The sequence below is a fragment of the Streptomyces sp. NPDC058195 genome (assembly GCF_042883525.1).
Classification (GTDB): Bacteria; Actinomycetota; Actinomycetes; order Streptomycetales; family Streptomycetaceae; genus Streptomyces.
Genome location: NZ_JBHVVM010000008.1, coordinates 130,607 through 144,197, shown reverse-complemented (window position 1 = coordinate 144,197; position 13,591 = coordinate 130,607). Strand labels below are relative to the sequence as shown.

Below are 13,591 nucleotides of genomic sequence, written 5' to 3'. Positions count from 1 at the left end.
GGCTACTCCTTGCCGAGCGGTCGGAGTTCGTATGTGGGATTGAACAGCACCCGACGCCCGTGGCTCATGGCGATGCGCCCGGAGGCGATGAGCCGGCGGCCCGGTTCTATGCCCACGATGGAGCGTCGGCCCAGCCAGACGACGTCGAGCGGCTCGGTACCGTCGAAGAGCTCGGCCTCCAGGGCGGGCACTCCGGCGCGCGGCCGCAGGGTGACGGTCCGCAAGGTACCAGTCACCTTCACGATCTGGCGGTCGGTGCAGTCGGAGATCCGGGTGCACCCCGACGCCTGCGCGTCCTCCTGCAGCTCCTCGGACTCCAGGTCCTCCTGGGAGCTGGACAGCCTGTCGAGCATCCGGCGGAAGCGGCCCGACGGCTTATCCGCCTTGCCGGGCCTGTCGGATCGTGGAACAGCACTCATACCCGAAGGGTACCGGTCCCGGCTACTCCGGGCGGGTGGCCCTGGTCTCACTCGGACGAGTGACCGGGGTACGGCCGGCGCGGTCCCGGCCCGGGGCGGACTCCGGGCCCCGCGGTCCGTTCAGCCGCGCTCGAAGCGATAGCCCATGCCCGGTTCGGTGACGAAGTGCCGGGGGTGCGAGGGATCGGCCTCCAGCTTGCGCCGCAGCTGGGCCATGTAGACCCGCAGGTAGTTGGTCTCGGTGCCGTACGAAGGACCCCAGACCTCCTGGAGCAGCTGCTTCTGGCTGACCAGACGGCCGCCGTTGCGGACCAGCACCTCCAGCAGGTGCCACTCGGTGGGGGTGAGCCGTACGTCCCGGCCCCCGCGGTGCACCTTCTTCGCCGCCAGGTCGACGGTGAACCCCTCGGTCTCGACCACCACGACGTCGTCGCTGCCCTGCTGCCCGACGGGCTCGGCGCGGCGGACCGCGGCACGCAGCCGGGCCAGCAGCTCGTCCATGCCGAACGGCTTGGTGACGTAGTCGTCGGCCCCGGCGTCCAGGGCCTCGACCTTCTCGTCCGAGGTGTGACGGGCGGAGAGCACCAGGATCGGCACCCGGGTCCAGCCGCGCAGCCCCTTGATCACCTCGACGCCGTCCATGTCCGGCAGCCCGAGGTCGAGAACGACGACGTCGGGGTGGCGGGCGGCGGCGAGCTGGAGGGCGGTCGCGCCGTCGGGCGCCGCGTCCACCTCGTACTTGCGCGCCTTCAGGTTGATCACGAGGGCGCGTACGATCTGCGGCTCGTCGTCGACCACAAGCACCCGGGTCATGGGGGCCCTGCCTTTCTGCTGTACGGCGATCTCCCGGGGCGTTCCGGTGATCATGGGGATCATGAGGTGACCTGTGCGGTCATGGGACGGCCCGTGCGGTCATGAGATGACCCGCTCGGGCAGGTCGGGGCTGACGGGAACGTACCCCGCTGCCGCCCTGAGGGTCAGCACCATGGTGAGGCCGCCGCCGGGGGTGTCCTCGGCGTCCAGCGTGCCGCCCATGGACTCGACGAAGCCGCGGGCCACCGCGAGCCCCAGTCCGACGCCCGCGCCGCGCGGGGCGTCGCCGTAGCGCTGGAAGGGCTCGAAGATGCGTTCCTTGGCCTCGTCGGGCACGCCGGGGCCGCGGTCGGCCACCCGCAGCTCGACGCGTTCGCCGAGCGCGCTGGCGGCGACGGTGACGCGTTCGGCGCGGCGGCTGTACTTCACCGCGTTCTCGACGATGTTGGCGACCGCCCGCTCCAGCAGCCCGGGGTCGACCGCGACCATCGGCAGGGTCTCGGGGATGTCCAGGTCGACGCTGTCCTCGGGGACGCCGCCGAGCGCCATCGGGACCACCTCGTCGAGGTCGATCTCACGGATCAGCGGGGTGACCGTGCCGGTCTGGAGCCGGGACATGTCGAGGAGGTTGCCGACGAGGTGGTCGAGGCGGTCGGCGCCGTTCTCGATGCCCTCCAGGAGTTCGGCCTGGTCCTCCTCGGACCAGGCGACGTCGTCGGAGCGCAGGGAGCTGACCGCGGCCTTGATGGCGGCGAGCGGAGTGCGCAGATCGTGGCTGACGGCGGCGAGGAGCGCGGTCCTGATCCGGTTGCCCTCGGCGAGGCGGCGGGCCTCCTCCGCCTCGCCGACCAGGCGCTGCCGGTCCAGTACGACGGCGGCCTGCGCGGCGAAGGCGCCGAGCACCCGGCGGTCCTCGGCAGGCAGCACCCGGCCGGAGAGCGCCAGTGCCATGTGGTCCCCGACCGGCATGTCCACGTCCGCGTCCTCGGGCCGGGCCACCGGACCCGGCCCGACGCTGCCCGCGCAGGTCCACGGGTCCACGTCGCTGCGGCGTTCCAGCAGGGCGACGGACTCCATGCCGAAGGTCTCGCGGACCCGGTCCAGGAGCGCGTCCAGCGTCGTCTCGCCGCGCAGCACGCTGCCCGCGAGGAAGGAGAGGATCTCCGACTCGGCGCGCAGCCGGGCCGCCTGATGGGTGCGTCGGGCCGCGAGGTCGACCACCGAGGCGACCGAGACCGCCACCGCGAAGAAGATCACGATGGCGACGAAGTTCTCCGGGTCCTGCACGGTCAGGGTGTGGGTCGGCGGGGTGAACCAGTAGTTCAGCAGCATCGAGCCGACGGCGGCCGACGCCAGGGCGGGCAGCAGTCCGCCGAGCAGCGCGGCGATCACGGTCAGGAAGAGGAAGAGCAGGACGTCGTTGGCGAGCCCGGGGCCGCTGTCCACGCAGGCCAGGAGCAGGGTGAGCAGGGCCGGGCCGCCGACACCGGCCACCCAGCCCCAGATGATCCGGGCCCGGCTGAGCCGGGCGCCCCGCGCGATGGGCAGGCCGCGCCCCTTGGCGACCTCTTCGTGGGTGACGATGTGGACGTCGAGGTCGGGCCCGGACTCCCGGGCGACGGTGGCGCCCACGCCCGGTCCGTAGATGTACTGCCAGGCCTTGCGGCGGCTGGAGCCGAGGACGATCTGGGTGGCGTTCACCCCGCGGGCGAATTCGAGGAGCGCGGAGGGTATGTCATCGCCGATGACGTGGTGGAACGTACCGCCGAGGTCCTCCACCAGGGTGCGCTGGACGGTGAGTTCCTTGGGCGAGGCGGAGGTCAGGCCGTCGCTGCGGGCGATGTAGACGGCGAGGATCTCACTGCCCGAGCCCTTGGCCGCCATCCGGGCCGCCCGGCGGATGAGCGTACGGCCCTCGGGGCCGCCGGTGAGGCCGACGACGATGCGTTCGCGGGCCTGCCAGGTGGTGCGGATGTTGTGCTCGCCACGGTACTGCTGGAGGTACTCGTCGACCCGGTCGGCGACCCAGAGAAGGGCCAGCTCGCGCAGGGCGGTCAGGTTGCCGGGGCGGAAGTAGTTGGACAGTGAGGCGTCGATCCGGTCCGGCTTGTAGATGTTGCCGTGGGCCATCCGGCGGCGCAGCGCCTGCGGCGACATGTCGACCAGCTCGATCTGGTCGGCCCGGCGGACGACCTCGTCGGGGACGGTCTCGCGCTGCCGGACGCCGGTTATGGACTCGACGACGTCGCCGAGCGATTCCAGGTGCTGGATGTTGACGGTGGAGATCACGTCGATCCCGGCCTGGAGCAGCTCTTCCACGTCCTGCCAGCGCTTGGCGTTGCGGGAGCCCGGCACGTTGGTGTGGGCCAGCTCGTCCACCAGGGCGACGGCGGGGGCACGCTCCAGCACCGCGTCGACGTCCATCTCGGTGAACACGGCCGAGCGGTACTCGATCTCGCTGCGCCGGATCTGCTCCAGGCCGTGCAGCATGACCTCGGTGCGCGGCCGGTCGTGGTGCTCCACGAAGGCGACGACGCAGTCGGTGCCCCGCTCCACCCGCCGATGGGCCTCGGAGAGCATCGCGTACGTCTTGCCGACGCCGGGTGCCGCCCCCAGGTAGATCCGAAGCTTGCCGCGTGCCATGGCCCCATTGTCTTCTCTTGAACCGGCCGCGTCCGATGCGGCAGCCGCTTCGAAGCTACCTCGCGGAACGGGGGCGAAGAGGACGGGGAGGGGGATGGAGGGACCGAATTGACAGGATTCTGACGCCCCGGGCGACGCGCCGGGGCATCAGGGGCCTCGGCACGCCGGGGCGTTTGTCCTCGGCACGCCGGGATGCCGGGGAAACGGGAACGCGGCCCCCGCAGGGCTCTTCAAGGGCCCTGCGCCGGGTGCTACGCGTACTCGACGATGTGGCCGTCGCTCAGTTCGAGGACCCGGTCCGCCAGCCCCAGCAGCTGGCTGTCGTGCGTGGCCACCAGCGCGGTGACACCCTCACTGCGCACCACCGCCCGCAACAGCTCCATCACCGCGAGTCCGGTCTCCGCGTCGAGCTGGCCGGTCGGTTCGTCGGCGATCAGCAGGGCGGGGCGGTTGGCGAGCGCGCGGGCGATCGCGACGCGCTGCTGCTGTCCCCCGGAGAGCTCGCCGGGGCGTTGGGCGGCGTGATCGGCGAGGCCCACCAGGGCGAGCAGCAGCGCCACCCGCTCCTCGCGCTCGCGCGGGTCCGCCTTGCGCAGCCGCATCGGTACGCCGACGTTCTCCGCCGCCGTCAGGATCGGGATCAGGCCGAACGACTGGAAGATGAAGCCGACCCGCTCGCGGCGCAGCTCCAGGAGCCCGTTCTCGCCCAGTTCGGCGAGGTCCGTGCCGTCGACGACGATCCGGCCGGCGTCGGCGGTGTCGAGCCCGCCGAGCAGGTTGAGGAGGGTGGTCTTGCCCGAGCCGGAGCGCCCCTTGAGCGCCACCAGCTCGCCGCGCGGCACGTCGAAGGAGACCCCGCGCAGCGCGTGCACCGCGCCGGGGCCCGAGCCGTACGAACGGCGCAGGTCCTCGACCCGCACCATGGGGCCGCCGCCCGGTTCCCCGGCGACCGCGACGCCGCCCTGGCCCTCGGTGGCCGTGCGGCCCGTGCTCTCGGTCATGTCTCTCCCCGAACGTGATCGATCCCGTGAACCGACAGTATGGGTAAGGCGCCCAGGATCGGACAATGGCCGCGCCCCGTACTGCCTGCGCACCACGGCGGGGTACGAGGCGTACGGGGCGCGGCACGGGTGCCGTCAGGTCCGGTCGGTCAGCTGCCTCAGCGCGACGTTGAGCTGGAGGACGTTGACCGTGGGCTCGCCGACGAAACCGAGGATCCGGCCGTCCGTGTGCCGCTCGACGAGCTTCTCCACCCGGTTGACGGGCAGGTGGTTGCGCTCGGCCACCCGGCGCACCTGGAGCTGCGCGTACGCCGGGGAGATGGCCGGGTCGAGACCGGAGCCGGAGGAGGTGACGGCGTCGGCGGGAACCTGCGAGGGCCTGACCGGGTGGCCGGGGACCGAGTTGTCCTTGACCACGGCGGCCTTGGCGGCGGTGACCCAGTCGATGAGTTCCTTGTTGTCGGCGGAGCGGTTGGTCGCGCCGGAGAGGATCAGCTTGTACTGGGTGTTGACGGTGTTGCTGCCCAGGCCGTTGGAGGGGCGCGGCTGGAACCACTTGAGGTCCGGGGCGGGGGTCTCCTCCCCCTTCTTCAGCGGCAGGTCGTAGCGCTGGCCGATGAGTTCGGAGCCGACGACCTTGCCGTTCTCGGTGATCTCGGAGCCGTTGGCCTTGCCGGGGAAGACTCCCTGGGCCACCCCGGTGACGGCCAGCGGGTAGAGCACGCCGCAGACGACGGTGAGGACGAGCAGGGCGCGCAGCCCGGCCCAGAGCAGCCGGGTGGTGTTCGCTACGGAGTTGTTCATGGCGGGTCAGCCGCTTCCTGGATTCAGTGCAGACCGGGTATGAGGGAGATGATCATGTCGATGATCTTGATGCCGATGAACGGGGCGACCAGTCCGCCGAGCCCGTACAGCCCGAGGTTCCGCCGGAGCATCGAGTCGGCGCCGCTGGGCCGGTAGCGCACGCCCTTCAGGGCCAGCGGCACCAGGGCGACGATGATCAGCGCGTTGAAGATGACCGCCGACAGGATCGCGGACTGCGGGGAGGACAGCTGCATGATGTTCAGCTTGCCCAGGCCCGGATAGACCACGGCGAACATGGCGGGGATGATCGCGAAGTACTTCGCGACGTCGTTGGCGATCGAGAACGTCGTCAGCGCGCCCCGGGTGATGAGCAGCTGCTTGCCGATCTCGACGATCTCGATCAGCTTGGTGGGGTTGGAGTCCAGGTCCACCATGTTCCCGGCCTCCTTGGCGGCCGAGGTGCCGGTGTTCATGGCCACGCCGACGTCGGCCTGGGCGAGCGCCGGGGCGTCGTTGGTGCCGTCGCCGGTCATCGCGACGAGCTTGCCGCCCGCCTGCTCGCGCTTGATGAGGGCCATCTTGTCCTCGGGGGTGGCCTCGGCGAGGAAGTCGTCGACGCCCGCCTCCTCGGCGATGGCCTTCGCGGTCAGCGGGTTGTCGCCGGTGATCATGACCGTACGGATGCCCATCCGGCGCAGTTCGTCGAACCGTTCCCGCATGCCCTCCTTGACGACGTCCTTGAGGTGGATGACACCGAGGACCCGGGCGCCGTTCGCGTCCTCCCGGGCGACCAGCAGCGGTGTACCGCCCGCCTGGGCGATCGTGCCGGTGAGCGCCGCCACGTCCTGCGGGACGGTGCCGCCGCGCTCCTGCACCCAGGCGACCACCGATCCCGAGGCGCCCTTGCGGACCCTGCGTCCGTCCACGTCGACGCCGGACATCCGGGTCTGGGCGGTGAAGGCCACCCACTCGGCACCGGCCAGTTCGCCCTGGTGGCGCTCGCGCAGCCGGTACTTCTCCTTGGCGAGGACGACGATCGAGCGGCCCTCGGGCGTCTCGTCGGCCAGCGAGGAGAGCTGGGCGGCGTCCGCCAGTTCGGCCTCGGTCGTGCCCTTCACGGGGACGAACTCGCAGGCCTGGCGGTTGCCGAGGGTGATGGTGCCGGTCTTGTCGAGCAGCAGCGTCGACACGTCTCCGGCGGCCTCCACCGCCCGTCCCGACATCGCGAGCACGTTGCGCTGGACCAGGCGGTCCATCCCGGCGATGCCGATCGCGGAGAGCAGCGCCCCGATGGTCGTCGGGATCAGGCAGACCAGCAGCGCGGTCAGCACGATCATCGACTGCCCCTGCCCGGCGTAGAGCGCGAAGGGCTGGAGGGTGACGACGGCGAGCAGGAAGACGATCGTGAGCGAGGCGAGCAGGATGTTCAGCGCGATCTCGTTGGGCGTCTTCTGCCGGGCGGCACCCTCGACCAGGGCGATCATCCGGTCGATGAAGGTCTCGCCGGGCTTGGTGGTGATCTTGACGACGATCCGGTCGGAGAGCACCTTCGTGCCGCCGGTGACGGCGCTGCGGTCGCCGCCGGACTCCCGGATGACGGGCGCGGACTCGCCGGTGATGGCGGATTCGTCCACACTGGCGACGCCCTCGACGACGTCCCCGTCGCCGGGGATGATGTCGCCCGCCTCACAGACCACCAGGTCACCGACGCGCAGGTCGGTGCCGGGTACGTGCTCCTCGTCGCGGCCGGTCAGCCGCCGGGCGACGGTGTCGGTCTTGGCCCTGCGCAGTGTTTCGGCCTGGGCCTTGCCGCGCCCTTCGGCGACCGCCTCCGCCAGGTTGGCGAAGACCGTGGTCAGCCAGAGCCAGGCCGCGATCGCCCAGCCGAACCACTCCCCCGGGTGCAGGCAGGCCAGCACGGTCGTGAGGACCGAGCCGATCAGCACCACGAACATCACCGGGGACCTGACCATCGCCCGGGGGTCGAGCTTGCGCAGGGCGTCGGGGAAGGAGCGGATCAGCTGCTTGGGGTCGAACAGGCCGCTGCCGACGCGTCCTTCGCCCTGGTGGCCGGCGGGCGCGTCCTGGTGCGGTGCCCGGGTGGGGGTGACAGTGGACATCGAGTCCTCTTGCTCCGTACGAGTGGTCATGACGCCAGTCCTTCGGCCAGCGGGCCCAGTGCCAGGGCAGGGAAGAAGGTCAGCCCGGTGATGATCAGGATCGTGCCGACCAGCAGTCCGCTGAAGAGCGGTCGGTGCGTGGCCAGGGTTCCCGCGGTCGCCGGAACGGGCTTCTGCTCGCTGAGCGAGCCGGCCAGCGCGAGGACGAACACCATCGGCAGGAACCGGCCGAACAGCATCGCCAGACCGATCGTGGTGTTGAACCACTGGGTGTCGGCGTTGAGCCCGCCGAACGCCGAACCGTTGTTGTTCGCGCCCGAGGTGTAGGCGTAGAGGATCTCGGAGAATCCGTGCGCGCCGGTGTTGGTCATCGAGTGCGGCGGGGTGGGCAGCGCCATCGCCAGGGCGGTGAAGCAGAGCACCAGGGCCGGGGTGATCAGGATGTAGCAGGCCGCGAGCTTGATCTCGCGGGTGCCGATCTTCTTCCCGAGGTACTCCGGCGTACGGCCGACCATCAGCCCGGCGATGAACACCGCGATGATCGCCATCATCAGGATGCCGTAGAGGCCGGAACCCACTCCTCCGGGCGCGAGCTCGCCGAGTTGCATGTCCAGCATCGTGATCCCGCCGCCGAAGCCCGTGTACGAGTCGTGGAAGGAGTTCACGGCGCCGGTGGAGGTGAGGGTGGTGGCCACCGCGAAGAGCGACGATCCGGCGATCCCGAAGCGGGTCTCCTTGCCCTCCATCGCCCCGCCCGCGATCTGGTACGCGGGCCCGTGATGGGCGAATTCGGTCCACATCATCAGGCCGGTGGCGCCGATCCAGATGACGCCCATCGCGGCGAGGAGCGCGTACCCCTGCTTGAGCGAGCCGACCATCCGGCCGAAGGTCCGCGTCAGTGCGAACGGGATGACCAGGATCAGGAAGATCTCGAACAGGTTGGACAGGCCGTTGGGGTTCTCGAAGGGGTGGGCCGAGTTGGCGTTGAAGTAGCCGCCGCCGTTGGTGCCCAGCTCCTTGATGGCCTCCTGGGAGGCGACGGCGCCGCCGTTCCACTGCTGCGTCCCGCCGAGGAACTGCCCGACCTCGTGGATGCCCGCGAAGTTCTGGATCGCCCCGCAGGCCACCAGCACCAGCGCGCCGACCGCGGCGATCGGCAGCAGGATGCGTACGGTGCCGCGCACCAGGTCGGACCAGAAGTTGCCCAGTTCGCCGGTGCGGGACCGGGCGAAGCCGCGCACCAGGGCCACCGCCACGGCCATGCCGACGGCGGCCGAGACGAAGTTCTGCACCGCGAGACCGCCGGTCTGCACGACGTGGCCCATGGCCTGTTCGCCGTAGTACGACTGCCAGTTGGTGTTGGCGACGAAGGAAGCCGCGGTGTTGAACGCCTGGTCGGGGTCGATCGAGGAGAAGCCGAGCGAACCAGGCAGGACGCCCTGCAGCCGCTGCAGCAGATAGAGGAAGAGGACGCTCACCGCGGAGAAGGCGAGCACCGCGCGCAGATAGGCGGGCCAGCGCATCTCGGTGTTCGGGCGGGCACCGATGGCCCGGTAGATCCACTTCTCGACGCGCAGGTGCCGGGTCGAGGAGTAGACACCGGCCATGTAGTCGCCGAGCGGTCGGTACACCAGGCCCAGCGCCACGAGGAGCGCGAGCATCTGGAGCACACCGGCGAGGACAGGACTCATATCGCGCTCAGAACCTCTCCGGGTAGAGGAGGGCGAGGACGAGGTAGCCCAGCAGGGCGACGGCTACGACCAGGCCGACGATGTTCTCGGCGGTCACAGCTTCGCCACCCCCTTGGCGACGAGGGCCACCAGCGCGAAGACCGCGATCGTGGTGACGACGAAGGCCACGTCGGCCATCGTGTGCTCCTAGATGAGGTACGGATTCTCGGACCTCTTGAGCAAACCTCCCGTTACGACCGTTCTGGCCTGCGTTGATGGCTTCCATACGGGGAGCGGCCCGCCCTTGACGGCGCGCATACGTGCCTCATACGCGCCCCATACACGCCCCGTCGCGCACGCCGTCACCGAACCTGTCCGGAATCCGCCCCTCGCCCGCCCTCAGGGGCCTGCGGCCCCTTGCCGGACGCGCAAACGGCCGGTGGGCCGTACTCCTCGGAGAGGAGTACGGCCCACCGGCCGGAAAAGAACCACGCCGGGCGTCCGCCCGTACCGGCTCAGCGCACCTCGGTGATCTCGGGACCGCGCTGGAGCTGGCCCATGCCGCCGGAGAACCGCGAGTTCTCCTGGCTCTCCTGCTGGACGCCCTCGGGCACCATCTGGGCGTCGTCGGGCAGCTTCAGGACGATCGGGTCGCGCGGGGCCATCGGGCCCTCGCCACGGACCACCACGGTGTCCCGGAAGATCGTCTCCAGCAGCCCCGCGGCCTCCGGCTGCACCGCGCCCTGGCCGGAGATCACTCCGCGCAGGAACCAGCGGGGCCCGTCGACGCCGACGAAGCGCACCAGCTGCACGCCGTTCGTGCCGTCCGGGAGCTGTACCGGGACCTGGGCCCGCAGCTCCCAGCCCAGCGGGCCCTCGACCTCGTCGATGATCCCGCCCTGCTGGGTGATGCCCGCGGCGATCTCCTCGCGGACCTCGCCCCAGATGCCTTCCTTCTTCGGCGCCGCGAACGCCTGGAGCTGGACGGCGCTGTCGTGCAGCACGACGGTGGCGGCGACGATCGCGTCACCGGCCACCTCGACCCGCAGCTCCATGCCCTCGACACCGGGCACGAAGATGCCGCCCAGGTCGACCCGGCCCTCACCGGGCTGGGAGACCTCGGAGACGTCCCACGGCCCGTCCGGCCGCGGCGCGGGCGGAAGATTCACCCGGCGTGCGCCGGCACCGTCGGCGTCATCGAGCTCGTCGACGACCTGCTCGGCCTCGCGCGCTTCGTCCGCCACGTCCTCGGCGGAACCACTCTTCTTGCGACGTCCGAACACGTCACTGTCCTTCCCGGTCGGGTACGACCGAAGCGTAGCTGTTCCCGCCCTGGGTAATCCCGCCCCTGACGCCATCGGCATCACCGGATCCGTGTCCCCCGGTGGATCCGAAGCCCCCCTCGCCGCGGGCCGAACCGGGCAGCTCCGACACTTCGTGGAACCGCACCTTCTCGACCTGCTGGACGACCAGCTGGGCAATCCGGTCGAACCGGTCGAACCGCACGGGCTCGCGCGGATCGAGGTTGATGACGATGACCTTGATCTCTCCACGGTACCCGGCATCGACCGTCCCGGGGGCATTCACCAGCGCGACCCCGCAGCGCGCGGCGAGACCGGAGCGGGGGTGCACGAACGCGGCGTACCCGTCGGGCAGCGCGATCGACACTCCGGTGGGCAGCACGGCCCGCTCACCGGGAGCCAGCTCGACGGCCTCGGTGGTGACCAGGTCGGCCCCGGCGTCGCCCGGGTGCCCGTAGGCCGGGATCGGCACGTCCGGGTCGACCCTGCGGATCAGCACGTCCACGGGCCGCCGCATCAGGGGTTCACCTCGAAGGCGCGGGCCCGCCGGATCTGGTCCGGGTCGGCCATCGCGGCCCGGATCTCGGCCGGACGCCCGTTCTCGATGAAGTGGTCGACCTTGACCTCGATGAAGAGCGCCTCGGCCCGGACCGCCACGGGCCCGTCCGGGCCGCCGGTCCGGCCGGTCGCGCGGGAGTAGATCTTCCGCCCGTGCACCGCGGTGATCTCGGCGTCCAGGTGCAGCACGGTGTCCACCGGCACCGGGCGGACGAAGTCGGTCTCCAGCCGCCCGGTCACCGCGATCACCCGCAGCAGCCAGTTCAGCGAACCGAGCGTCTCGTCCAGCGCGGTGGTCAGGATGCCGCCGTGCGCCAGCCCCGGGGCGCCCTGGTGGGCGGCCTGCACGGTGAACTCGGCGGTGACGCTGACACCCTCACCGGCCCGTGCCTGGAGGTGCAGCCCGTGCCGCTGTCCGTCGCCGCAGCCGAAACAGTGCTCGTAATGCGCGCCGAGGAGTTCCCCGGGGGCCGGGGCGTCGGGGTGCCGGACCGGTTTCACCGCGTCGGCCGGGGGCTTCAGGGCCTCAGATGTTCCACTCACAGGCGCAGACCTTACCCGCGCGGCTGTCCGCGGGTCGCGCCGTGCCAAGCTTGGGGCATGCAGCCTTCCACACCGCCCTTCGACGAACGACTGACCGCGCCGCGTTCCTGGTGGTTCATCGCCCTTCTGATCGGCATCGCCTGTGCGCTGATGCTGCTGCCGCTGGGCGGGCTGCCCCTGCTGGCCGGCCTGGTGGGCGGTACGGCCCTGGCGGCGGTCGCGGTCAGCTCGTACGGCTCGGCCAGGATCCGGGTCGTGTCGGGCGCCCTGGTGGCCGGGGACGCCCGTATCCCGGTGACGGCGCTCGGCGAGGCCGAGGTGCTGGAAGGGGAGGAGGCGCGGGCGTGGCGCACGTACAAGGCGGACACCCGCGCGTTCATGCTGCTGCGGAGCTACATCCCGACAGCGGTCCGGGTGCCGGTCACCGACCCGCAGGACCCGACGCCGTACCTCTACCTGTCGACGCGCGAGCCGCAGGCCCTGGCCGCGGCGCTCGAAGCCGGACGCGCCTAGGGTCTTTCGTTTGGATCAGGCTGGATCAGGGAGCGGGGGCTGGTGCGTGCAGCTGCAAGGCGGAGGAAGGAGCCGACGCGGAGCGTCGGTGACTGACGACAACGCGGCAGATGTGCGTGCCGGCCCCCGCGAGCCCGGCATGATCCAAACGAGAGGCCCTAGCACCGGCCCAGCGGCCCCTCGGGCTACGCCTCCAGCTCGCCCGGCGGGTTCTCCAGCTTGCGCAGCAGGCCCTGGCGCAGGCCGGGCTGCCGTTCCAGCGGGGGCAGCTCGGGAAGCCGGTCCCAGGGCACCTGGCGCCTTCGCAGGTCCTTCCTGATCCGTCCGGCGAGCTTCTTGGTGTCACGCCGGTTCATCAGCGCGCCGACGGCGGCGCCGACCAGGAACGGGGCCAGGCTCGGCAGGTCGCGCGCCATGCGCTTCATGATCTGCTGGCGCAGCTCGCGCTTCATCTGGCCGCCCAGCGCGGCGTTGACCGTCGTGGGCTGGGAGACGTCGATCCCGCGCTCCTCCGTCCAGGACGTGAGGTAGGCGGTGGAACGTCGGCCGAGGCCGCCCGGCGGGCGCAGCCCGTAGACCTCGTGCAGCTCGGCGACGAGCTTCATCTCGATCGCGGCGACGCCGGTGACCTCCGCCGCCAGCTCGGCGAGCATGGCGGGCGGTACGGGCATCATGGCCGCCGCGCCGATCCCGGCGCCGACGGTGGCGCTGGCCCTGCTCGCCCCCGCGACGAGCCGGTCGGCGAGCTCCTCCGGACCGAGCCCGGGGAACTGCCTGCGCAGAGTGGCGAGATCACGCACAGGGATGCGGGGAGCGTTGTCGATGATCAGGTCGGCGATCTGACCTATCGCCGCCTTGGCACTCTCCCCGCCCTTGCGTACGCCCCGTTTCACTGAACTCAGACGGCCTGCCCCGGTCACGGGCTCCGTCCTGTCGACCTGTCCGGCCCTGTCGGCCGCGTCGACCTCCACGGCTGTCGCCGCGTTCTGTCCGGCCGCTGCCGCTGCTTCGACTGCTGCCGCGGCCACCGCTTCGAGCGAGGCCGACCGGCCCCGCTCGCCGTCCCGATCACCCGGGGAGGGTGACAGGGCGGACCGCTCGGCGGGCGCTGTCGCGTCCTGTGCCGAGCCTGGGCCGCCCTGATACGCCTCCGACGACTTCTTACGCCGGAAGCGCCGCTTCCGGGACGGTGTGTCGCCTGTCACG

The 13,591-nt window shown here is 71.2% G+C and carries 13 protein-coding genes; 1 reads left to right on the top strand and 12 read right to left on the bottom strand.

Annotated elements, in window-relative coordinates; all coding sequences use genetic code 11:
• Nucleotides 1–2 precede the first annotated feature (2 nt).
• The 11 genes from ACFVWY_RS12965 to ACFVWY_RS12915 all read right to left on the bottom strand — a co-directional run bounded on the left by ACFVWY_RS12965 (nucleotide 3) and on the right by ACFVWY_RS12915 (nucleotide 11,872).
• Entirely contained in the window at nucleotides 3–419 is a 417-nt protein-coding gene (locus ACFVWY_RS12965) for an OB-fold nucleic acid binding domain-containing protein (protein ID WP_389870614.1), read from the bottom strand.
• Between the two features lie 120 nt (nucleotides 420–539).
• Nucleotides 540–1,232, bottom strand: a complete 693-nt coding sequence (locus tag ACFVWY_RS12960; RefSeq protein WP_389870613.1) for a response regulator — start codon at nucleotides 1,230–1,232, stop codon at nucleotides 540–542.
• Between the two features lie 99 nt (nucleotides 1,233–1,331).
• The gene (locus tag ACFVWY_RS12955; RefSeq protein ID WP_389870610.1) at nucleotides 1,332–3,875 is read right to left on the bottom strand and encodes an ATP-binding protein; all 2,544 of its coding nucleotides are present in this window, start codon (nucleotides 3,873–3,875) and stop codon (nucleotides 1,332–1,334) included.
• A gap of 251 nt (nucleotides 3,876–4,126) precedes the next feature.
• Nucleotides 4,127–4,876, bottom strand: a complete 750-nt coding sequence (locus ACFVWY_RS12950; protein WP_389870608.1) for an ABC transporter ATP-binding protein — start codon at nucleotides 4,874–4,876, stop codon at nucleotides 4,127–4,129.
• A gap of 135 nt (nucleotides 4,877–5,011) precedes the next feature.
• Nucleotides 5,012–5,680, bottom strand: a complete 669-nt coding sequence (locus tag ACFVWY_RS12945) for a potassium-transporting ATPase subunit C (protein WP_389870605.1) — start codon at nucleotides 5,678–5,680, stop codon at nucleotides 5,012–5,014.
• Between the two features lie 23 nt (nucleotides 5,681–5,703).
• On the bottom strand, nucleotides 5,704–7,830 hold the full coding sequence (kdpB, locus tag ACFVWY_RS12940) for a potassium-transporting ATPase subunit KdpB (RefSeq protein WP_389870603.1): 2,127 nt from the start codon (nucleotides 7,828–7,830) through the stop codon (nucleotides 5,704–5,706).
• Nucleotides 7,827–9,491, bottom strand: coding sequence for a potassium-transporting ATPase subunit KdpA (gene kdpA / locus ACFVWY_RS12935; RefSeq protein ID WP_389870601.1), 1,665 nt, complete (start codon nucleotides 9,489–9,491; stop codon nucleotides 7,827–7,829). Before kdpA ends, kdpB begins: the two co-directional genes overlap by 4 nt.
• A 7-nt stretch (nucleotides 9,492–9,498) precedes the next feature.
• Complete coding sequence (kdpF, locus tag ACFVWY_RS12930; RefSeq protein WP_078075662.1) at nucleotides 9,499–9,588, bottom strand: K(+)-transporting ATPase subunit F; 90 nt, start codon at nucleotides 9,586–9,588, stop codon at nucleotides 9,499–9,501.
• A 397-nt stretch (nucleotides 9,589–9,985) separates the two neighbouring features.
• On the bottom strand, nucleotides 9,986–10,753 hold the full coding sequence (locus tag ACFVWY_RS12925; protein ID WP_389870599.1) for a DUF3710 domain-containing protein: 768 nt from the start codon (nucleotides 10,751–10,753) through the stop codon (nucleotides 9,986–9,988).
• Nucleotide 10,754: 1 nt separating this feature from the next.
• A complete protein-coding gene (gene dut, locus ACFVWY_RS12920; protein WP_389870596.1) occupies nucleotides 10,755–11,288 on the bottom strand; it encodes a dUTP diphosphatase in 534 nt (177 codons plus the stop codon).
• Nucleotides 11,288–11,872 carry a PaaI family thioesterase gene (locus tag ACFVWY_RS12915; protein ID WP_389870594.1) on the bottom strand — a complete coding sequence of 195 codons (585 nt, stop codon included), beginning with the start codon at nucleotides 11,870–11,872 and terminating at the stop codon, nucleotides 11,288–11,290. Before ACFVWY_RS12915 ends, dut begins: the two co-directional genes overlap by 1 nt.
• A gap of 57 nt (nucleotides 11,873–11,929) precedes the next feature.
• On the opposite strand from ACFVWY_RS12915, the gene ACFVWY_RS12910 reads away from it, so the two are divergent.
• A complete protein-coding gene (locus ACFVWY_RS12910) occupies nucleotides 11,930–12,385 on the top strand; it encodes a DUF3093 domain-containing protein (protein WP_389870591.1) in 456 nt (151 codons plus the stop codon).
• A 185-nt stretch (nucleotides 12,386–12,570) separates the two neighbouring features.
• Here the strand turns inward: ACFVWY_RS12910 and ACFVWY_RS12905 are convergent, their stop codons facing one another.
• A complete protein-coding gene (locus tag ACFVWY_RS12905; RefSeq protein ID WP_389870589.1) occupies nucleotides 12,571–13,590 on the bottom strand; it encodes a hypothetical protein in 1,020 nt (339 codons plus the stop codon).
• Nucleotide 13,591: the final 1 nt, after the last annotated feature.